A 20,912-nucleotide genomic window follows, 5' to 3' on the forward strand; every position below is an offset into this window, starting at 1 on the left:
GTCCGGTCTGCCTACGATTTTCGTTTGTTGAGCCAAAAAGTGACGTCCGAGTAGTATATGGATTCTTCGTAATCGTCGGAGTCCCAATCGTCGCTAATGCTGGAGTATCGGTGTTGATAGGTGAGCTTGACTCTGCCTGTAGTGGCGTCGAACGTGCCGTTTTTCACATCTACGGAAGTGACCTGCGGATATTTGAGGATGCTCCATGAGAAGTTACGGTATTGGTCGCCGTCGCTGTAGAACGGATAACTGAACGGGCAGCCTTTGGGTTCCGCGTCGGTTGAGGTCGCGCATTTGTCGAGTTTCTTCTTGACATCGGCTTCGAGCGAATCACTGAGTTTCTTGGTCGCTTTGACGTCGAGGGTACCCAGCTGCGATGGCTCCAGTGTGATGCTCTTGCTCTTCAGATAGTCCGTTTCCTGTATCCCGACCGTATAGGTACCGGGATATACGGCGAAGACAAAGACGTTCTCGCGGCTGCCGGCTTCGTTCGTTTCGGCGTTCTTTTCGCTGACATCGACATCGTTGATGGTCAGATCGTCGACGATTTTCGGTGTATCGACCTTAATGTTCGAGACCAATGGTGTGGAAATGGCCCATTTCTTGAAGATAAGGCCCTGTGACCCGTTGGGTACGAGTTTGATCGTCGACTTCTTCTCTTTGCCCGCAAGGGTGTAGGTGATGTCGACATACGCCGAGCCGTCGTCGTTGATTTTGGACGAAACGATGTGCTGGTTTGAGATGAAGTTGCCCGGTTTTGCCGCGTTGTTGTGCAGCAGCACTGATTTTGCGCCTCCGATCTGCGGGTCTGCTATGGAGCTGGCATCATCGAAACGGCCGGATGCAATGGCGTCGGTGTATTGGCTGACTACCGTTTTGGGGCTGAATACCGTTGCGTTCAGTACGCCATATGTGATTCCGAGAGCTGCGCACAATGCCACCAATCCCAGACAAATGAACAGTATTCTCTTCTGTGAGGCAGTCATGGGCTTGGCTTTTGCGGCAACGCCATCAGTCGCGCTGATGTCGGAGATAAGTGCGCCGGGTTGAGGTGTGGCTGATACGGCTGATACCGCCGATGCGCTTGCTGGTGTGGATTTCGATGGGCTCGATGCAGCTGGTGGAATTTGGATGGCCGGATATGAGTCTTGCGTTTGTGGACTTGCTGCATTCTGTTGTCCGGCAGGTTGCGGGATACTGCCAGGCGCAGTTGACGTTTGTCCGGCTGCTGCGGGAGCGGGAATCGCTGGATGAGCGTCGGCACCGCTTGATGTGTTTCCTGCGTTTTGCGACGTAGGGGTTGATGGTATTGGAAGTGATGAACCCGGCATAGGCAGCGGGGGAATCCCGTTTGCGCTACCTTGCGGTCCGGTAGGTGAGCCCGGATTGACAGGGTTGGTGGACCCGTCCGGATTGACGGGGTTGGTGGGCCCGTTCGGATTACCAGGCCAAGGAAGGCCGGCAGATCCACCTGGGTTGCCTTGGCCGTCACCCCGGTTCTTTCCGTCTTTGCCGAATCGGGCATCACATGCGTCGACGTATTGGCGCACGGCCGCTGGAGTCGCTTCCACTTGGCCGCCTTTGAATATCTTCCAGATGCCGGGCATGGACGCCACCAGCGTGGGGCCAAACGTCATGGCCACCACTTCGATGAGGAAAGCCCAGATCATGGCAACAAGGAAGTACCACAATTCCAGTGAGATGGAGCCATGCAGCTTTGAGGGGTCGATGCCGCCTGTGGCAGAGCTGATCACGCCGCTCATCAGATTCGTGGCCATGCCTGCAACACCGCTGATTTTCACCGATATACCCGTTGCGGACGCGAATGTTATGAACAACCAGAAGATTCCCGCGGCCACAGGCTGCTTCCATGTATGCTTCCAGTCCATGTAATAGTGATCCTGCATATTGCGGGCGGAGGCACGCAGCGCGATGTATAGCGTGGTGACGATAAAGACGATGATAAGCACGATGGTCATGGCGACAAGACCGCCGGGAAAGTGCAGCGCTCCAGGAGTCGTCAGTTCCGGCGGCACTGATTTGACGATATTGTCGTTGCCGCTGATTTTGGCCAGTCCGGTCCAGCCAAATAACGTGAAACAGGTGAGATTGCCTGAAACCATGCCCAAAGCCGAGAGCCCAATGCCGCCGAATGACGAGAGCTGCAGCAGGAACAAAGGCCAGAGGGGGAATAGCGAGGGAATGAACAGCAACAGCGATGGAATCTTGTATACGAACGCCAAGATGATGAACGCCACGAGTCCGAGGACCGTGTACACCAGCGTGTAAATGGAGAGCGCCTCCACGGCGGTGCGGGCGAATCCGCGGAGGCGATGACCCCAGCGCCATGCCGCTTTGAAGGCGTTGGTGCTATCGGGAGCGTATTGTGCCAGCGCGAAGCCGAGCAGAGCGCCGAGACCGGCGAAAACGGTGGCCATAAGGAATGTGCGTGGTGTGGCCCCACTGATGATGATCGATCCGTTGGCACTGGACGATTTGGAACCACCACTCATCAGGCTGCTTGACAGGTCGCCCAACGGCGATGAGCCACCGCCGATGGCGCCGTTGAACGAAAGCGGGAAGATGGCGCCAAGGATGACGTAGATGAGACCGGTCGCCAGACCGACCACAACCGAGTTGGCGATGCCGTCCCATTTGAAGTGCGAGGTCGTCTTGTGGGCGAGCAGATACGCACCGAATGCCGCGCCGAGCAGCAGCGCCACCCCGGAGAGAGTCATCGGCCCCCACAATAAGATATGGGTGCCGATTTTGTCCACGTCCATGCCCATGGCCGAGATTTTCAGGGAGTAGGATCCGGCTACGCCGCTGATGAGGGCGGAGACGAGTACCTGGAAGAAATTCGGCATGCTGACTGATGCCGGCATGCCCAAAGCTGTGGAACCTTGTGCCGCGGTCCGGGCCATATTGATGACACCACTCAGCTTTGAGTTGATAATGATGGCGTTGATCAGGGCCAGCACCATTGCCGCGCCTAGCCCAATGCCGAGCGAAGCTCCCATGGTTTTGAGACTGCTCTGAGTCGCCATATCTTTGAATATTCTGCGCAGTTGCGCGCCGAGCTCGGAACTCTTCTTTGGCTGTCCCGCCGGTGCGGGACTTTGGGGGCTGCCCGTCGGCGGTGTGGGCGTTGCGTTGAACGGTGTGGCACCGAATTGTGGGACGGCACCGGTCGGCTGATTGGAAGGTATTGCCTGCAGGTTTAGGTTTTGCGACAGGGGCGCTTCGGTTCCGCCTACAGACGCTCCAGAAACCGGTGGAAGACCGGGATTTTGTGCGCCCGGCAGAGGAATCGAGGGTGCTGCTGCCGATGTTGCGGGGTTCTGTGGCCTTGAAGCATTGCCCGCTGTGCCGCCAGGATTTTGCGGCAACGGTGTTCCTGCGGATACCGTGCTTTGCCCGCAGTGCGAACAGAATTTGGCGTTCTTGGATATTGTTGCACCGCAGTGAGGGCAAATCATCGTGTCTCCCAGATCTCAGCTCTTCCTGACCCCATCGTTAGGGTATTACCAATGAAAACAAGGGTATGACGCAGGGCCAACAAAGGCTCGATTTTTGGCCGTTGCGTAAGTGTTGCCAATGGCCGGAATGAAGCTGTATTCGTTCCGGTATGGTTCCTCTAACGTGCCACGATTGTCGGCTCGCCTCTTGCTAACTGATTGGTATATGGGGCGGCTTGCCTCACGATCTGGGAACCCGACTACTTCCATCCATTCGGTGGTTGCCGGTTTGCGTCGGTGCATGGATTGCCGGTTTGCCCGTTGGCTTGGGACGGTGCCGAATCCGGGTAGGCGGAGTAAGGGTTGCGCGTTGCTGGATTGGTTGCTGGTGAGTTTGCCGAATAGGGATTGGAACGAGCATAAGGATTCGCTTGTGGCTGCCCGTAGCCTGGTGCACCACCTTGCATTGGCGGTATCGCACCGATCGGTGCCATTCCCGGCCTGCCACTCATCGCAGCCGTCATTCCATATTGTCCGTACACGGTTTGTGTGCCTCTGGCCTTGAGCAGAGCGATGAAGACATTGGGATCGGTAACGGGCTGGCTTATTTTGCCGTCAGGATTGTTTCGTGCTTCGTTTCTTCCGCCGGACACGGCGGGAGACGGCTGCACCAGCCCTCCTTTGAGAATACCCATCAGCCCCGGCATCGATTTAATCATCGTAGGTCCCAGGCTCAGCGCAAGCGCCTCGATGGCGAACATCCACAACGCTCCGAAAAGGATATACCATGGTTGCACGTCGTTGATATAGGTATAGCTGTCGCCGGAGAATTGATGGTACATCGCAAGGAGGTATGGGTCCTGCGGATGCGGTTGCGTCACTTTCATCGTCACGCACGTAAGGTTGATCACCATTGCTGCCACAGCCCAGAAAATTGCTGCGATAGCCGGTGTCTGCCAGGTCTTGGCCCACCCGGCGTTCGCCCGATCCTGCAAAGACCGGGCCGAGGCCCGCAGCATGATGTAGAACGTGCTCAACAGGAACAGGACCAGCGGAAGCAGATAATTCAGGAACATGGTCGGTAGATTACTGCGCATATACCGTTCTGGAGTGAGAGCAGAGAAAGCATACAACTTGTCGCTGCCGAAAAGCCCGGGGCCATATAGGGCAGATAGTCGTTGTGTCTTCGGCGAGGTTGGCGAAACGTACATCAAAATTCCGCCCAATGATCCCTCTTGCCATTCTGCCAATTGATTGCTTGGAATATTTCTGAGAAAGACCATTATCGGTGCGGTTCCGCAGTGGTAGGAGATTGTGTACATGATGACATTCAGCACTTGCATGATGAGACTGTAGACGAAGAAAACGAGGGAATAGATGCCAAGGGCTTCGGCGCAGGTTCGTGCCGCTCCTCGTGCTTGGTGAACCCATGTCCAGCAGGCAGAGAAGACATTGCCGTTCTCAAAGCAGCGCCTGCTAAAGGCGTATCCTATCAGCGTGCCAATCGCTGCGGTCAGCAGCGGCATGACGAAAGTGACCCAAGTCAATGAACTGTTGACAAGCGATAAGGTGGACGTCTTCTCCGGGTCGTCCAGGGGGAAATACGGCAAAAGCGTATGCAGCTCGTCGCTTCTAATCTCGCAGCGGATCGGGAAACAAGCAGCCAACAGAAGATAGATCAATCCGGCCGCGAAACCCACAATCGCCGAGCTGGCCAACGGTTCCCATTTCTTCTGCGCGATGATGTGCCGTGAAACCATATACGCGCCGAAAGCCGTGCCGAGCAACAGCGCCAGGCCAGGCAGGCCGAACGTTCCTCTGGCAAAAACCGCGGCTTCCGGTATGGATTCATGGAGCAATGAAACGGAACTGGCACCGCCCGTCGCGTTGGTGAGGATGTTGACGAAGATAGCGATAATGGAGCCTGAGGTGAATTGGGTCGTGGAACCGCCTGCCGTTGTGTTTGCGAACTGAGCGGCTATCATGTTTTTGGCTCTTTCTTGTCCCTGTGAGTACAGGTGAGCATTGAGACAGACCAGCGCAGTGATTAGGAGTGTGGCCAAAAGCGCCGCGGCAAGACCGATACCAAGCGAGACCAGCATGGCCTTGATGTTGGCGGCGCTCGTGAAACCGGCTGACGTGCGTTTTACCGGTTTCGTGGCCTTGGCCGAGGCCCTGTTTCGGGTGGTCGCCGGAGTTTGCGTGTAATAGTTGGACGGCGCAGATGGATACGCGCCGTTGAGGTTACCGACATTGGCGGGACGATATGTGGTTCTGCCTTGTGGATGCCCGGAAGGATATTGCGAAGCTGGAATTGGGCCCTGAACTGGTCGTGGGGCCTGAGATGGAACCGAACCTTGAATCGGAGTTGGGGCTTGAATCGAAGCCGGAGTTGAGGTGGGTGTTCCGTTTTGCGGCGAAGGCGCCATGTTCGCAGCGGCCGTTGTTGTCACTGTCTTGCCACAATTTGAACAGAACCGTGCATCGGCAGGTAAACCGGCACCGCAATAAGGGCACTCCATATTCTCTCTTTTCTCTCAACACTGCGACAAACTCAAAGATATCTCACTTTATCATCGAGTAATCTCAATCATATTATGATAGATAATGACCAAGGATAAAAACAATGGTAAGTCGCCGGGAGCCCGTAATATAGAAAAGCTATGTCTGGCGCGGGTTTGCGCCCTGAGATGGCACGCATACACACTCCTGTCGCGGAAAGACCGCGGCCGACTTTAGTCCGAAGGAGGTGGGTGATGTCTGCACACAAGTATGAACTGATGTTCATCGCCGATCCGGAGCTTGACGAAAGAGCCCTGAAGAAGCTGACCGATGAGTATATGGAAATCGTCACCAAAGAGGGCGGTTCCGTTTCCGACCCTGATATCTGGGGACGCCGCAAGCTTGCCTATGAAATCGATGGCAAGACCGAAGGCAACTACGTCGTGGTCAACTACAGCTGCGAGCCGGCAACGAACGATGAGCTGGACCGCGTCCTGAACCTGAACGAGTCCGTAATCCGCACGAAGATTCTTCGCAAGGATGTCAAGTAATTCCGTTTAGGAATATTAAATTTTAGTCTATTTGCTTTTCGCTTCATCGTTATCGACAAAAGCCAAAAGCTGGTGAGGAAGGCACGTCATGGCAGCAGGAGATACGGTCATCACGATTATCGGCAACCTTACGGCTGACCCGGAGCTGCGCACTATCGGCAGCGGCGCGTCGGTCGCGAGTTTTACCATCGCTTCTACGCCGAGGACCTATAACCGCAACACGAACCAGTGGGAGGACGGCAACGCCCTCTTCATGCGCTGTTCCGCGTGGCGGGATATGGCCGACCATTGCGCGTCCTCGCTTTCCAAGGGCATGCGCGTAATCGCCCAAGGCCGCTTGCAGCAGCGTTCGTACACCGCCAATGACGGTACGAACCGCACGGTTGTGGAGATGACGGTCGACGAAATCGGCCCGTCCCTGCGCTATGCCACCGCTCAGGTGCAACGTCAGTCCTCTTCCAACGGTGGGTTCCAGGGTGGTTCCCGCAACAACGGAGGCTATAACGGCGGTGCCGGCAACAATGGCGGCGGTTATAACGGCGGCTACAATGCCGGCGGCAACGGCGGATACCAGGGTGGCGCAGGCTACTCGGGCGGCGCTTCGGCTGGGCAGGCCCAGCAAGGCGGCCAGTCCCAGGCTCCCGCAGCCGATCCGTGGGGCAGCTCCAGCAATACCGGCGATGGATTCTCGAGTTTCGGAGGCAGCTCCGATTTCGGCGGGGATTCCGACGAGCCGGAGTTCTAGCGATAGTCGCCAGTAGCGTAAAGCATCAAGCAATAGACGTTTATAAGTGTTAAGGAGACATTGATATGTCACGTAAAAGGCCAAAACCACCAGTCAAGCCGTTCAAGAAAAAGCCGAACCCGCTGAAGGCTGCGAAGATCACCGAGATCGATTACAAGGACACCGCGCTGCTGCGCAAGTTCATTTCTGATCGCGGCAAGATCCGTTCGCGTCGTATCACCGGCGTGACCATCCAGGAACAGCGTGAGATTTCCCGCGCCATCAAGAACGCGCGCGAGATGGCTCTGCTGCCTTACGCCACCAACGGCCGCTGATAGGAGGGCACGAACAATGGCTGAAACTAAGGTTATTCTTACCAAGTCCGTCTCCAACCTCGGTCACTCCGGTGACGTCGTCGAGGTCAAGTCCGGCTATGCACGCAACTACCTGATCCCGCAGGGCCTCGCCTTCGCGTGGAGCAAGGGCGCCGCTTCCCAGATTGAAGCGATGAAGCGTGCACGTCTGGCCAAGTCCGTGGCCACCCGTGAAGACGCCGTGGCCGCCAAGGCCGCCATCGACGGCACCGTCGTCGAGCTCACGGCCAAGGTCTCCGAGTCCGGCAAGCTGTTCGGCGGCATCTCCGCCATGGACATCGCTTCCGCTCTCGAATCCAAGGCCGCCATCGATCCGAAGGCGATCAAGGTCGAGACCATCAAGACCACCGGCGAGTTCCCCGCCACCGTGGCCCTGCACCCCGAAATCTCCGCGAACTTCACCGTCAAGGTCGTCGCCGAGTAACTCGGTCTAAAAAGTTGATAACGGTTTAAAACCGCAAGCTTAAGCAAGAAAAATCCCGCCGCACGTTCAAACGAATCGTGCAGGCGGGATTTTTCATATCCATTTGTTAGATAGATAGCGATATTTATTGTTGGATTGGTTGCTTCAGATTGAAGATTAAATAGATGAAAACGAGAGAGCATTATGCTTTCCAAGCCGTTGAAAATCTAATATCTTGAAGCTATCGCAGTGAACGGCGTATACTAGGTAAGTTGCGTGTTCGGGGGGGTCGGAGCGCGCCAACCATTGCCACACCCCTCAAGTGCCTGATCGGCAAAAGTATATTGAGGTTTACAACTTGCAAGAAGAACGTGTATCCACACAAACAAAACTATCCATCGCGGCAGCCGCCCTGCTTTCCTTCACCGGCATCCTGACCGAGACTTCGTTGAACGTCACTTTCCCGACGATGACCAAAGAATTCGGTTTGCCGCTTTCGACCATCCAGCTTTTGACTTCCGGCTACCTGCTGATGGTGACCATCGTGATGAGCACCTCGTCGTTCCTGCTCAAGCGTTTCGATGCGCGTTTGCTTTTCCGCTGTGCCGTCGTCGTGAGCATCATCGGTACGATTCTGTGTTGCTTGCCGCTGAACTACTGGCTCCTGTTGCTCGGCCGTCTGCTCCAGGCTGCGGCCACGGGCGTCTCGACACCCCTGATGATCAATGTCATCCTCGCACTGGTGCCCGTCAGCAGGCGCGGCACCTACGTCGGCGTCGCCAACATGGTCACGTCCTTCGCGCCTGCGCTCGGTCCCACTTACGGCGGGCTTATTAATTATTACTTCTCCTGGCGCGTCATCTTTATATTCACCTTGCCGCTGCTCATCGTCGCATGGATCTTGGGCGAGACCAATTTGAGGCTTAAGGCCGAAGGAGCCAACGAATCCTTCGATGGCATCGGTTTGGTGTTGCTGAGTTTCTTCATGATTAGCTTCACCGAGATTTTCGACCAGTTCGGCGCCGGCGGCGGTTGGTCGTATAAGGTCGCCATCGCCATCTGTGCGGCGGTGGTTCTGCTTGGTCTCTTTATCTGGCGTTGCCTCACGTTCAAGTCCCCGCTGCTCAACCTCCGCCTCTTTAAGGAGCCCATCGTGAGTCTGCGCGGCGCGAACTACGCCATTCTCCAGTTCATCAACATTGGCAGCTCCTTCCTGCTGCCGGTTTTCGCCGAGAACTTCCTCGGCATTGATTCGCTGGCCGCCGGCCTGATGCTTCTGCCGGGTTCGCTGCTTGGCGCTTTCATCGCCCCGTTCGTCGGCAAGCTCTATGACCGCCGCGGCCCGACGCTGGTCCTGTTGATTTCCAACATTTCGCTGATTATCGGCGCTACCGCTTTGTGGGTGATGACCGGCAAGGCGACCGTGGTCATCCTGACGCTGCTTTATATGTTCCTGCGCGCTGGTTTCAACTTCGGCTACGGCAATACGATGTCAGACGCCAGCAAGTTCGTCTCCGGCGTTCAGCAAACCGATTTCAATTCCCTGTTTAACGTGCTGCAGCAGTACGCCGGTTCGCTCGGCACCACCGTGCTTTCCGCGTCGCTTTCCTTGAGCGAGGCCCATATTCCGCACAATATCAAGGCTGCATCGGCTGCTGGAGCCACAAACGCCTTCGCCCTGCTGATAGTCTTGGCGCTTGTTGCACTCTGCATCACGTTGGTTTCCACCAAGATCCGCAAGAATCCGTCCGTCGAAATACAGCAGGTCGAGGTGTAGGCGTCTCTGTTTGCCTGGTTACAGTTGCAATCTTTATTTCGTGGATAAAGATGGGTTGCCTTTTAGTTATTGTGCATTGTAAAGTGCGTGGTGTTGAGATTGGGGGGGGGCTGCCGCGCGTTGCCATGCGTGTTGTCTATGATGAATACTGACTGATTGATGACATCCGACATGAGGAGCGTGTGAGCTTGATTCGGTCTCAAGGAAGAGGCAAGTATCCGGCGTCACCGCCGCAATCGCAGCCTTCCCAATCGCAGCCTATTGAGTCTGAGGATTCAGAGAGGGAATCTGACCAGCAGCGCAATCTGCGCCCTACGCGGTCCGGAAATTCAGGGAAACAATCTGGCCGGCGTCATCCGCACGGCCACTCGCGTCGTGATCCGATCACGCTGGGCAACGCCATCGGCTATGGTATCGGCGACGTATACGGCGGCGGTCAGCTCACGCTTATCGGCACCTACTTGGTCCTCTTCTGGACACGCTTCTGCGGCATGTCCATCTCGGTGGCGCAGTCAGTGGTCGGCCTGAGTGCGATTATCAGCGGCGTCGCGGCGCTTTCGTTCGGCATCCTCGGCGATAATCTCTATCGCTTTCCGATTGGCCGTCGGTTTGGCCGTCGTCACCTGTTATTGATGATTGTCCCGCCGCTTATTTTGGTGGGCATCCTCCTTTGGATTCCCGGCCTGCCGTTCGCGGTTTATTTTCTGGTCTACGTGCTCTGGGTCACCGTCGCCCAGCTTTTCGCGTCGGCCTACAACACGCTTCCCGGCGAAATGGCATTAGGTTTCGATGACCGCACCAAGCTTTCGACGGTTCGCCTCCTGATTTCCGGCGCTTCCGGCACGTTGATCCTGCTGATTGGCGGAGGCACGCTTTCGCTTTTCGGTGAACACAGGCCGACCGGATACATGATGTTCACCATCGCGATCACGATTTGCTTCGCCCTCGCCGTTTTTATCTGCTGGAAAAACACGTGGGAGATGTCGCCCGAAGAGGCGGGATTTGGCCAGTATATTAAAAGTTCTGCCGAGCAATCAAGCTCCGAAAGCCATCTTTCATTCCATGATGAAGTAGCGCTTTGGCGCCATCGTCTGGCCGTCATGTTCCGCGAATATGCCAGCACGCTGCGCATCGCGATTTTCCGTCGCCACTTGGCGCTTTACCTGCTGATGCTTACCGCCGGCGACGTGTTCAGCCAGACCTTCGTCTTCTTTGTCATCTACGACTGGAACAAAACCGCCGCGTTCGCTTCGCTGCTGCTAAGTTCCGGTATCGTCACCGTGCCGCTGACCCCACTGTTCGGCGTAGCCATGACCAAAATCGGCCCGAAGCGCGTGTACCAAGCCAGTTTCGCGGCAAGCATCGTCGGCCTGTTCTGGCTTTTCGCCGCATGGCGCTTGGTCGGGGTGATGCCCGAACCATGGTGGACGATTTTTGCGGTGGCGGGCGCGCTGTTCTTCTTCATCGCCAAAGCGCCTTCCAGCTACCTTCCCTGGGCTGTGTTCCCGTTCATCGCCGATGTCGATCAGGTCGTTTCCGGCAAATACCGTGCCTCGACGTTCAGCGGCATTCAGGCCGGGTTCCGCCAGCTGGTTTCGGGAATTTCGGCGATAGCGGTCGGTGCCATTCTGGGATTCGTCGGTTTCGATTCCTCGCGTCGCGTGCAGACATCGTTGGCGTGCAATGGCTTGGGAGCATTGATGATTGGCTGGTATGCGCTGTCAATCGTGATTTGCATCATCGTCGTGCGTCGCTTCAATCTTGACAAGCACACGGACGGCATCGCTCTTGCCGAATCCGCCCGCGTCGCTTCCGGCGGCGATCCGCACGACGTCGACCCGTCGGTTCGAGCCACGTTGGAGGATTTGACCGGTCAGCCTTACGCCCGCTAATCGATTGGCAAATTATGTGCGCGGATTAGGCACGCCCTAGTTGCAACACTATAGCTGTCAAAAACTGTGCCGTTTTTGCACGCAGGGATACATTTGGGATACATGCCGGGTCTGCCGGCGCACTTTCACGAAAAACAAAAATCCGCAAAACCTTGCGATTCTGCGGATATTATCTGTGCCCCCACGGGGATTCGAACCCCGGACACGCTGATTAAGAGTCAGCTGCTCTAACCAGCTGAGCTATAGGGGCGCTGGTCTAAAACTACAAGAGCCAAGAGAACAGTATACATATGCTTCCCGTATTGTGCAAGGCGGTGTGTCGCCTGTTAAGTGGCGGATCTGTCGAGCTGGTCCTGATTCTCCGAACTTGGGTTCACACTCTGCTTTTTCCTGGCCAGTGCATTAAGTCTCCGAATCCGCGATTATTTGTTGTAAGAACGTTTGCCGTATTTTGCGCAATAATTTCGCCTCTGGCTAGTTTCATGGTAATCGAATAAGCATTTTCTTGGACGTATGGCAGTTCTTTTCCTGATTTTGGAACAATGCCCGCGGTATTCGGAATTTCTCTAACTGGTTTATTGGCGGAGAATAGCTATTAATTACGACGATAATAATAAAATTATCGATTTAAAACGTGATTTTAGTAACAAAATATTTAAGAAACGTAAAGAATTGTCAAAATTGGAATGTCGTTATCATTCGGTGGGTTACACTTCTAATTATCGGATATGGATAAGTTCAACGTTTCGAACTTATTATTTTCGAGAGATGACTAAGAACGATAGATGTTCTGTGCCTGAGCCACATGGCTGTGTGAAGGCACGTTCGTCGTACTTGAGGAGGAAGAATAATGGATCCCACTCTATGGACAAAGTTAGCGGCTGAATTCATAGGAACGGCGTTCCTGATGGTTTTCGGCAATGGAGCGGTGGCCAACACCGAACTCAAGGGCACGAAAGGCCATGGTACCGGCTGGCTCAACATAGCGATGGGCTACGGTTTCGGCGTCATGTTCCCGGTTATGATGATCGGTTCTGTCTCGGGCGCGCACATCAACCCGGCCATGACCATCGGCCAGGCTGTCAACGGCCTTTTCCCATGGAACGAAGTCGCGCCTTATATCGTCGCGCAGCTGCTTGGTGCGGCCGTCGGCCAGCTGATTATCTATTTCACCTATCTTCCATATTACAAAATGGAAACCAGCCCTGACGCCATCTTTGCAACGTTCAGCACCACCGAGGCTTCCAACAATAAAATCGTCTACTTCCTCAACGAGCTCTTCGGCACCCTTGTCCTCGTGCTTGGCGCGCTGTGCATGCTTTCCCTGCCTTGGGGCAAGAAGGACCCAGCCGCCGCGGCCATCGTCGTCGGCCTTATCGTCTGGGGTCTTGTGGTCTCCATGGGCGGCTCCACTGGCCCTGGCCTGAACCCGGCTCGTGACCTTGTGCCTCGTTTCCTGCACTGGATCCTTCCGATTCCCAACAAGGGTACTTCCCGCTGGGGCGAGGCTTGGATTCCGGTTGTGGCCCCGATCATCGGTGCCATCATTGGTGCATGGATTTTCAAGTTCTGCTTCGGCTATCTGGCATAGTATGTGTGAAGTTATCGAATTGCAATAATGAGCTTTTGCTGGTTGCCAGGTTTTTAGGTTTCTGGCGTTGCGTTCGTTGCCAACAGTGATGGCGCGGTCTGTGATTTCGCAGGCCGTGCCATTTTTATGATTTTGGGTGCAGCACCACATCAAACTTTGTGCTTGTTTTGTGCTCGGCGGGCGTGTGGACGGAAAACAAGAAAACATCTCCAACTTTCCGTCTACACGCTCCGGTTCTTCGTCAAGCTTTGTGTTTGGTTTCCGCCTGGTTCCGCGTCCAGCTTGGGACCTGTGAATAACGGAAATAGGTCTATCGCAAAGTGAAGAGAAGCGGAGATCGCTTTATTGCAAAGTGCGGATACGCGGAAATCCCATATCGAAAATTTACGGTAAAGATGAACATTGAGACTTGCAAATTTTGCTCGTCATCAAGAATCTCTATTATTGAGCCATAACGATTGAAGCCTGAGGCAGGAGACAATGTGAAACGTGGGGGACGGCCAGACTCGGGGTCTTCGTGCGGCAAAAAGCCGGCGGGGAAGTCGTCGTCGAACGCTGTGGGCCGCCGAATCGGCAAAGTGGTTCGGGCTTTCATACGTCGACTCGGCCAGATTCTGCTTGCTGCCGTTCGCGGGTTCAACCACGGCGTGCGGCGCGGGTTGCGTGTGTTTCGTCATTTTTTGGGATTGAGCGGGCCGAAAACCGCTCATAACACACACACTCGGGCGGCTGAGGATTCCTCGTCCCCACGCAAGGCCGCTCATGGTTTTCAGGATTCACGGGCAACCAGTCCTTTGCCGGATCCCGCGATTTCGCAAGGTTTTATCGGTGCCGTGTTGAAAGATGACGATGCTCAAGATTCTCAGCGAGGTAACAGCTCGAGAGGCAGAGCCGGCAGCACTTCGAGGACGCGACGCGCGATAAAATCCATATATCTCGTTCGTCGTGTCGCTGTGGCGGTGGTGGCGCTGGTGGTGGTCATTGCCGTCGTTTTCGGCTGCAGAGCGGTGATTTCGGCCGTTGACCATAACGATTCCGCAACGCGGCAAGATACGTCCTCTGCTTCCTGGCAAGCTAAGCAAGCGGGGCGCAACGGCAAGAGCAAACCTCCGAAACCTGACCTCAAAAAGGCAACCGCTCGCAAGCCGCTGACCGACCAAAGCCGTGCCTCGATTCTCGCGACCGCGCAGAAAACCGCCGCAGCGAGCGGCAAACCGGCCCACCAGTATTCGTATTGTGTGAGCACCAAGGGTGACGTAGGCGGTACTAAAGTCCAACAGGAATTCGAAAACAGTATTTTCCGTACCCTCAACGACCCGCGCGGATGGCCGCGTGCCGGCGCGAGCTTTACGTACAGTGCCGACTCGAGCAATTGCGATTTCGTGATTTATCTTTCGCAGCCCTCTCTGATGACGACGTTCTCAGGCGATTGTTCCGACGAATACAGCTGTCGGGTGGGCGACGACGTCATCATCAACGAAGACCGCTGGAACGGCGCGACGCCGCAGATGCTGAAGGCCGGAATGTCGCTCGACCGTTACCGCGTCATGGTCATCAACCACGAGGTCGGCCACCGGCTCGGGCATATCGACAACGAGCCTTCGTGCCCCGCGCCCAACGCTCTCGCGCCTCTGATGCAGGAACAATCGATGAGCCTGCGCGGCTGCAAGCCCAACGAATGGCCGACGGATTCCGAGCTCTGGATTCAATGATCAGGGGAAGTGCGGATGAACAGCTTGAGCTGTTACGTGCCGTGCGGAATGACGAGATTGCCTCTGCTGGTGAATCGTCGGTTGCCGAAATGTCTGTGGCTGGGCAAAGTCTGAAGGTCGGGCGTTTCGCTCCTACTCCTTCGGGCCGCATGCATATTGGCAACGTCTACGCGATGCTGGCGGCCTGGCTTTCAGCTCATGCCGGGGATGGTTCGGGCGACGGTGGTTCCCAGGCTGGTTTGGAAGGGAAACAAGGCAAAGTCCTATTGCGCATTGAGGACGTTGACGGACCGCGCGCGCTCAAGGATGCCGACGAATGGATCATGGACGACTTGCATTGGCTCGGGCTGGATTGGGACGGCGAGCCGGCTTATCAGTCACAGCGCACGGAAATCTACGAGGAAGCGTTGCGCTCGCTGGAATCCGTGAGTCTGGATGACTTTCCGCTGGTATATCCGTGTTTCTGTTCGCGAGCCGATTTACGCGCGGCCTCGGCCCCGCAGGAAGGTGACCGGTTCCTGATTTACCCCGGAACGTGCCGGAAGTTGCTGACCGAGCATCCTGACGAGGTACGCTCGCGGCTTGAGGCCGGCCAGCGTCATTCGTGGCGTATAACAGTCCCGGAAGAAGGTGCGCGCGGCAGCGTGGTTACGTTCGATGACCGCATATTCGCCAGGCAATGTTTCGACTTGCCCCGCGAAGTCGGCGACACCGTGATTCGCCGTTCCGATGGCATCTTCTCCTACCAGCTCGCGGTAGTAGTTGATGACCTGTTGATGGGCGTCAACGATATCGTGCGTGGCCGTGATTTGCTGCGTTCCACGGCCTTGCAGATTTGGATTCGGCAAGCGTTGGTTGCATCCGGTTTCGCCAAAAAATATGGAATCGAACGAATTGATGGTCCCACGTATGCTCACCTGCCGTTGATCGATGATCCGACCGGGGTGCGCTTGGCCAAACGCAAGCGTTCGCTGGATATCGGCTCCTTGCGATCGGATGGAGTCAACCCAGAGCAGATTATCGGATATTGTGCATGGCTGCTTGGCATCCGCGGACCACGCAATGTCCACATGCCGGACGCTACCGGACCGGTTTCGATGAGTGCGCGGGAGGCCTTGGAATGCTTCACTTGGGACGATATTCGTGCGGACAAGTCCGACCGCATTCTTGCAGCCAATTGGGCAAGCGAATTGACAGGTACAAAACCGACAGTGTAGTCTAAGCAACAATAATTAAAAATGCTACAAACCGATGAAGCGGGGAAGTAGACGGAAACGCGCGAGGAGCGAGCCCGGGATGGTGAGAGCCGGGACGAGATGCGAACCGTTGAGTGGGCCGCTGAGGGCGCACCGATTGGCCGGATGGATTTCGACTATGAGGCTGCGACGTAAGGCATACGTCAGTTGCCGGAGACGTGTTGGCGTCTCAAGTGCACGGGAGACCGTGAACCAAGGTGGCACCGCGGGCATATATCGCTCGTCCTTGGCTGTAATTGACAGCTGGGACGGGCTTTTTTGGTCCCAAAATGAGGCGAAAGTCTCTGGGAGGTGCCCATGATGACCATGAGTACGGATGCTACGGCGGGCTCGGGCTTGGGTTCTGGCGCGGTCGTTCGCGGCGCTGCGGACGAAAGCCGGTACGTGGGTATTCGGCCGACGCTTGACGAAGTGCGTGAATTGGCCAAGTCCGGCAAATACCGCCGTATTCCGGTGATGCGTGAGCTGCTCGCCGATCGCCTGACCACCATTGAGGCCATGCGCCGGGTGCGTGCCGCCTCCAATCATTGCTTCCTGCTGGAAAGCGCCGAAGCCGACCAGCGCATGGGGCGCTACAGCTTCCTCGGATTCGCGCCGACGCTCGAACTGACCTGCAAGGCCGGTAACTTGACCATCAAGCGGGTTGCTCCTGCAGGTTCGAACGCCGATGATGTCGTGGTCGAACACAAGCACGTCGACCATCCAAGCGAGGCGATCCGCAAGGTGCTCGCCCAGTATTCAAGCCCGCGTCTCGAAGGCTTCCCGCCATTCGCCGGCGGCTTGGTCGGCTATTTCTCCTTCGGTTATCTCGCCTACGCCGAGCCGACATTGCGACAGGAAACCCGTGACCCGAAGGCGTTGCCCGATGTCGATCTGATGCTCTTCGACCAGCTCATTTCCTTCGATTCCTACCGCCAGCGCCTCCAGCTCATCGCCGGCGTCGACACCAGCGATGTGGACGCTTCCTACGAGCGCGCGGTGGCTCAAATCGAGCAGATGCAAGAGATTTTGGACCATGGCAAGCGCTACGACTTCAAGCCGCTGGAACTTGACGGCGAGCTGGAGCTGACGCTTAACCGCGAGCAATACGGTTCGATGATTAGGAAAGCCAAGGAACACATCTACGCCGGCGACATCTTCCAGGTCGTGCTTTCCAACCCCAGCGTCGCTTCGGCTTCCGGCAGCCTCTTCGATGCCTACCGATTGATGCGGGCTGAAAATCCGAGCCCGTACATGGTCTTTATGTCCAGCGATGACATCGAAATCGCCGCCGCCTCACCCGAGACGTTGGTGCGGCTCGAAGACGGCAAGCTCCTGACCTATCCGCTCGCCGGAACCCGCCCGCGCGGCGCGACGCCTGAAGAAGACAAACTTGTCGAGCAGGACCTCTTGAGTGACGAAAAGGAATTGGCCGAGCACAATATGCTGGTCGACCTCGGACGCAATGATATCGGCCGCGTTTCCAAGCTTGGCAGTGTCGAAGTGGAGCGGTTGCACGATATTCTGCGCTTTTCGCATGTAATGCATATTGGTTCCACGGTTGCCGGACAACTTGCGGATGGCAAGGATGCGCTGGATGTCATTGACGCTGTCTTGCCGGCTGGAACGCTTTCTGGAGCGCCGAAAATCCGTGCCTGCCAGATTATCGCGGAACTCGAGGATTCCCCGCGCGACATCTATGGCGGGGCCATCGGCTACCTCGACTTCTCCGGCAACCTCGACATCTGCATCGGCATCCGCCTGGCCTTCAAGCACAACGGCAAGGTCTGCGTGCAATCCGGTGCGGGCATCGTCGCCGATTCCAACCCCGACAAGGAATTCGAGGAATGCCGCAACAAGGCGCTCGCCGTCGTGGACGCCATCAACGAAGCGAACGGAGGTATCGCATGATTACCATCGTCGACAACTACGACAGCTTCTCCTACAACCTCTACCAGCTCATCGGCTCCATCGAACCGGACGTCAACGTGGTGCGCAACGACGATCTAGACGTGGCTGGCTTGGCCGCGTTGGGTTCCGACGGCATCGTGCTTTCGCCCGGGCCCGGCAAGCCTGCCGACGCCGGTATCTGCGAAGACGTGGTACGTGAGCTTTCCGGAACAGTGCCGATTCTGGGTGTCTGCCTTGGTCACCAGGCCATCTGCGAGGCGCTGGGTGGCAAGGTCGTTCCCGCCGCGGAACTGATGCACGGGAAGGCCTCACCGGTCGAACTCGACAATGATTGCCCACTCTTCGCTGGGATGCCTTCGCGGATTCAAGCCGCGCGCTACCACTCGCTGGAAGCCGACAAGGCGACATTGCCGGATACGTTGCGCGTCGTCGCTCGCACGGCCGATTCGGACGAAATCATGGCCGTCCAGCACGTCACGGACCCGATGTTCGGCGTCCAGTTCCACCCCGAAAGTATCCTGACGCCGCTGGGCAAAGATATTCTCAAGAATTTCATCGGTGTTGTCGAAAGGTTCGGCAATTGACCTTATCTCTATGACTTTTCATTTCAAGCAATTATCAAATCGAAACAATAATTATTAACCAATAAATCACAAGGAAGTAATAACAATGATCAGTGAAGCAATCGTCAAAATCGTCAACAAGCATGACCTCACCTACGACGAGGCCTACCAGGCCATGAAGGAAATCATGGGCGGCAAATCGACGCCGACCCAGAACGCAGCGTTCCTCGCGGCGCTTTCCACCAAGTCGACCAAGGCCGAGACCATCGACGAAATCGCGGGCTGTGCCGCGGCCATGCGTGAACTGGCCACCCCCGTTCCGCACCCCGGCATCGAGACGCTCGACATCGTCGGCACCGGCGGCGACGGCGCCAACACCTTCAACATCTCCACCACCGCGGCCCTGATTTCGGCGGCCGCCGGAGCCAAGGTCACCAAGCATGGCAACCGTGCGGCCAGCTCGCAATGCGGAACCGCCGACTGCCTCGAAGCCCTCGGTGCGAACATTTCGCTTTCGCCAGAAGAGGCGGTCGACCTGCTCAAGAAGGACAACTTCACCTTCCTCTTCGCCCAGCGCTACCACACCGCGATGCGCTACGTCGGCCCGATCCGCAAGGAGCTTGGCTTCCGCACCGTTTTCAACATCCTCGGGCCACTGACCAACCCAGCCCGCCCCGAATACTTCCTGCTCGGTGTCTACGACGAATATCTTGTGGAGCCCATCGCTCACGTGCTCGAAAGCCTCGGCGTCAAGCGTGCCCTGGTCGTCTACGGCCGCGACAAGATGGACGAAGTCTCACTTTCCGCCGAAACAGCGGCCTGCGAGCTGCGCGACGGCGAGTACCTTCCGATGACGTTGACTCCCGAAGAGTTCGGCTTGACCCGTTGTGAGAAGAAGGATTTGCTCGGCGGCACCCCGCCACAGAACGCCGAAATCACCCGCGCCATTCTGGGCGGCAAAGAAACCGGCCCGAAGCTCGAGGCTGCGCTGTTCAATGCCGCTTGCGCGCTCTATGTTTCCGGCGTCGCCTCGTCGATTGGCGAAGGCGTGGAAATCGCTCGTGAACAGATTGCCTCAGGTGCCGCGATGAAGACGCTCGACGAGTTCGTCGCCGGTTCGCAGGCGTTCGCCAAGGCCGACGCTGAAAAGTAAGGACTGATGAAACGATGGAACATCGTCGCGAATGTGTCATTGATTGTATGACGCTATTTTGTGACCTTGTGGCTGTCGATACCAACGATAGGAAAGTGCAAAGGTAATGGCTGATTCCGAAAATATCCTGCAGCGTATTGCCGCCAAGACCCGCGAGCGCGTGGCCGAGGAGAAGGCGCAGACCCCGCAGAACGTGGTGGAGACGCAGACTCGCGAGGTCAATGCGCGCAAGGTTGCAGCGGGGGAGACCGGCGACGCGGCGTTCCCGTTCGAGCGTGCGCTGAAGGCTCCGGGCATGAGCTTCATCTGCGAGCTCAAGCAGGCCTCGCCGAGCAAGGGCATCATCGCGCAGGACTATCCCTACCTCGACATCGCCCGCGACTACGAAAAGGCTGGGGCGACGGCCATCAGCTGCCTGACCGAGCCGACGTGGTTCAAAGGCTCCGACGAGCATCTTCGCCAGGTCGCGGCGGCGGTCGATATTCCGGTGCTGCGCAAGGACTTCATCGTCGACGAATACATGATCTATCAGGCTCGTGCCTGCGGTGCCTCGGCGGTGCTGCTGATTTGCTCGATTCTCGACGATAAACAGCTTGCGGACTACACCGCGCTCGCCCACGAACTCGGCATGAGCGCGCTGGTGGAGGCTTACCAGCCCGACGAGGTGCCGCGTGCCATCGCCGCTGGTGCTCGCGTGGTCGGCGTCAACAACCGTGACCTTCGGACTTTCGAGGTCGATTTCAACCACAGCATCGAGCTGCGCCCATCCGTTGGACCGGATCGTATTTTCGTTTCCGAGTCCGGCGTCGCCACCCGTGCCGATGTCGAGGAACTTGAAGCGGCCGGTGTCGACGCGGTGCTGATTGGCGAGACGCTGATGCGTTCGCCTGACAAGACCGCGGCGCTCGCCGAGTTGCGTGGTGGTCCGGCGAATACTTCGTCTGTGGCTGGGAAATAAGAGGCACGATGATGAATAAACTGACGGCATCTATTGAGTCTGTTCTTGCTGATTGCAAGTCTGGTGGCTCGTTCGTCCGCTGTTTATTCGTTGTTGAGAGGAGGTAGC

15 protein-coding genes and 1 tRNA gene are annotated in these 20,912 nt (G+C 56.7%); 13 read left to right on the plus strand and 3 right to left on the minus strand.

Features of this window, described 5'->3' with window-relative positions:
- Positions 1-11: 11 nt before the first annotated feature.
- Positions 12-3,389 (minus strand): hypothetical protein, encoded by a 3,378-nt coding sequence (locus tag OZX62_RS01235; protein WP_277176242.1) that lies wholly within the window; start codon positions 3,387-3,389, stop codon positions 12-14.
- Between the two features lie 329 nt (positions 3,390-3,718).
- Positions 3,719-5,911 (minus strand): hypothetical protein, encoded by a 2,193-nt coding sequence (locus tag OZX62_RS01240; RefSeq protein WP_277176243.1) that lies wholly within the window; start codon positions 5,909-5,911, stop codon positions 3,719-3,721.
- Positions 5,912-6,214: 303 nt separating this feature from the next.
- Between OZX62_RS01240 and rpsF the strand changes: the two genes are divergently transcribed.
- The 6 genes from rpsF (at position 6,215) to OZX62_RS01270 (ending at position 11,681) form a co-directional block, all read left to right on the plus strand.
- Complete coding sequence (gene rpsF, locus OZX62_RS01245) at positions 6,215-6,511, plus strand: 30S ribosomal protein S6 (protein ID WP_277153481.1); 297 nt, start codon at positions 6,215-6,217, stop codon at positions 6,509-6,511.
- 88 nt (positions 6,512-6,599) lie between these two features.
- Positions 6,600-7,256, plus strand: a complete 657-nt coding sequence (locus OZX62_RS01250; protein WP_277176244.1) for a single-stranded DNA-binding protein — start codon at positions 6,600-6,602, stop codon at positions 7,254-7,256.
- 65 nt (positions 7,257-7,321) lie between these two features.
- Entirely contained in the window at positions 7,322-7,570 is a 249-nt protein-coding gene (gene rpsR, locus OZX62_RS01255) for a 30S ribosomal protein S18 (protein WP_277143412.1), read from the plus strand.
- Positions 7,571-7,586: 16 nt separating this feature from the next.
- Positions 7,587-8,033, plus strand: a complete 447-nt coding sequence (gene rplI, locus OZX62_RS01260; RefSeq protein ID WP_277176245.1) for a 50S ribosomal protein L9 — start codon at positions 7,587-7,589, stop codon at positions 8,031-8,033.
- Between the two features lie 337 nt (positions 8,034-8,370).
- On the plus strand, positions 8,371-9,789 hold the full coding sequence (locus OZX62_RS01265) for an MFS transporter (RefSeq protein ID WP_277176246.1): 1,419 nt from the start codon (positions 8,371-8,373) through the stop codon (positions 9,787-9,789).
- Positions 9,790-9,971: 182 nt separating this feature from the next.
- Positions 9,972-11,681 (plus strand): MFS transporter, encoded by a 1,710-nt coding sequence (locus OZX62_RS01270; RefSeq protein ID WP_277176247.1) that lies wholly within the window; start codon positions 9,972-9,974, stop codon positions 11,679-11,681.
- Positions 11,682-11,857: 176 nt separating this feature from the next.
- Here the strand turns inward: OZX62_RS01270 and OZX62_RS01275 are convergent.
- Positions 11,858-11,931, minus strand: a tRNA-Lys gene (locus OZX62_RS01275).
- 600 nt (positions 11,932-12,531) lie between these two features.
- On the opposite strand from OZX62_RS01275, the gene OZX62_RS01280 reads away from it, so the two are divergent.
- The 7 genes from OZX62_RS01280 (at position 12,532) to trpC (ending at position 20,804) form a co-directional block, all read left to right on the plus strand.
- Complete coding sequence (locus OZX62_RS01280) at positions 12,532-13,272, plus strand: MIP/aquaporin family protein (protein WP_277176248.1); 741 nt, start codon at positions 12,532-12,534, stop codon at positions 13,270-13,272.
- A 482-nt stretch (positions 13,273-13,754) separates the two neighbouring features.
- Complete coding sequence (locus OZX62_RS01285; RefSeq protein WP_277176249.1) at positions 13,755-14,984, plus strand: DUF3152 domain-containing protein; 1,230 nt, start codon at positions 13,755-13,757, stop codon at positions 14,982-14,984.
- An 89-nt stretch (positions 14,985-15,073) separates the two neighbouring features.
- On the plus strand, positions 15,074-16,201 hold the full coding sequence (locus OZX62_RS01290; protein ID WP_277176985.1) for a glutamyl-Q tRNA(Asp) synthetase: 1,128 nt from the start codon (positions 15,074-15,076) through the stop codon (positions 16,199-16,201).
- Between the two features lie 336 nt (positions 16,202-16,537).
- Positions 16,538-18,130 carry an anthranilate synthase component I family protein gene (locus OZX62_RS01295; protein WP_277176250.1) on the plus strand — a complete coding sequence of 531 codons (1,593 nt, stop codon included), beginning with the start codon at positions 16,538-16,540 and terminating at the stop codon, positions 18,128-18,130.
- Entirely contained in the window at positions 18,127-18,714 is a 588-nt protein-coding gene (locus OZX62_RS01300; RefSeq protein WP_277176251.1) for an aminodeoxychorismate/anthranilate synthase component II, read from the plus strand. The genes OZX62_RS01295 and OZX62_RS01300 overlap by 4 nt, the downstream gene beginning before the upstream one ends.
- 85 nt (positions 18,715-18,799) lie before the next feature.
- Positions 18,800-19,846 carry an anthranilate phosphoribosyltransferase gene (gene trpD, locus OZX62_RS01305; protein ID WP_277176252.1) on the plus strand — a complete coding sequence of 349 codons (1,047 nt, stop codon included), beginning with the start codon at positions 18,800-18,802 and terminating at the stop codon, positions 19,844-19,846.
- 106 nt (positions 19,847-19,952) lie between these two features.
- Positions 19,953-20,804 (plus strand): indole-3-glycerol phosphate synthase TrpC, encoded by an 852-nt coding sequence (gene trpC, locus OZX62_RS01310; RefSeq protein WP_277176253.1) that lies wholly within the window; start codon positions 19,953-19,955, stop codon positions 20,802-20,804.
- Positions 20,805-20,912: the final 108 nt, after the last annotated feature.

Source organism: Bifidobacterium sp. ESL0690 (assembly GCF_029392315.1).
Classification (GTDB): domain Bacteria; phylum Actinomycetota; class Actinomycetes; order Actinomycetales; family Bifidobacteriaceae; genus Bifidobacterium.

Coding starts and splice junctions, on each gene's coding strand:
- rpsF (WP_277153481.1), top strand. CDS start 6,215: ATGTCTGCACACAAGTATGAACTGATGTTCATCGCCGATCCGGAGCTT.
- OZX62_RS01250 (WP_277176244.1), top strand. CDS start 6,600: ATGGCAGCAGGAGATACGGTCATCACGATTATCGGCAACCTTACGGCT.
- rpsR (WP_277143412.1), top strand. CDS start 7,322: ATGTCACGTAAAAGGCCAAAACCACCAGTCAAGCCGTTCAAGAAAAAG.
- rplI (WP_277176245.1), top strand. CDS start 7,587: ATGGCTGAAACTAAGGTTATTCTTACCAAGTCCGTCTCCAACCTCGGT.
- OZX62_RS01280 (WP_277176248.1), top strand. CDS start 12,532: ATGGATCCCACTCTATGGACAAAGTTAGCGGCTGAATTCATAGGAACG.
- OZX62_RS01290 (WP_277176985.1), top strand. CDS start 15,074: ATGTCTGTGGCTGGGCAAAGTCTGAAGGTCGGGCGTTTCGCTCCTACT.
- OZX62_RS01295 (WP_277176250.1), top strand. CDS start 16,538: ATGATGACCATGAGTACGGATGCTACGGCGGGCTCGGGCTTGGGTTCT.
- OZX62_RS01300 (WP_277176251.1), top strand. CDS start 18,127: ATGATTACCATCGTCGACAACTACGACAGCTTCTCCTACAACCTCTAC.
- trpD (WP_277176252.1), top strand. CDS start 18,800: ATGATCAGTGAAGCAATCGTCAAAATCGTCAACAAGCATGACCTCACC.
- trpC (WP_277176253.1), top strand. CDS start 19,953: ATGGCTGATTCCGAAAATATCCTGCAGCGTATTGCCGCCAAGACCCGC.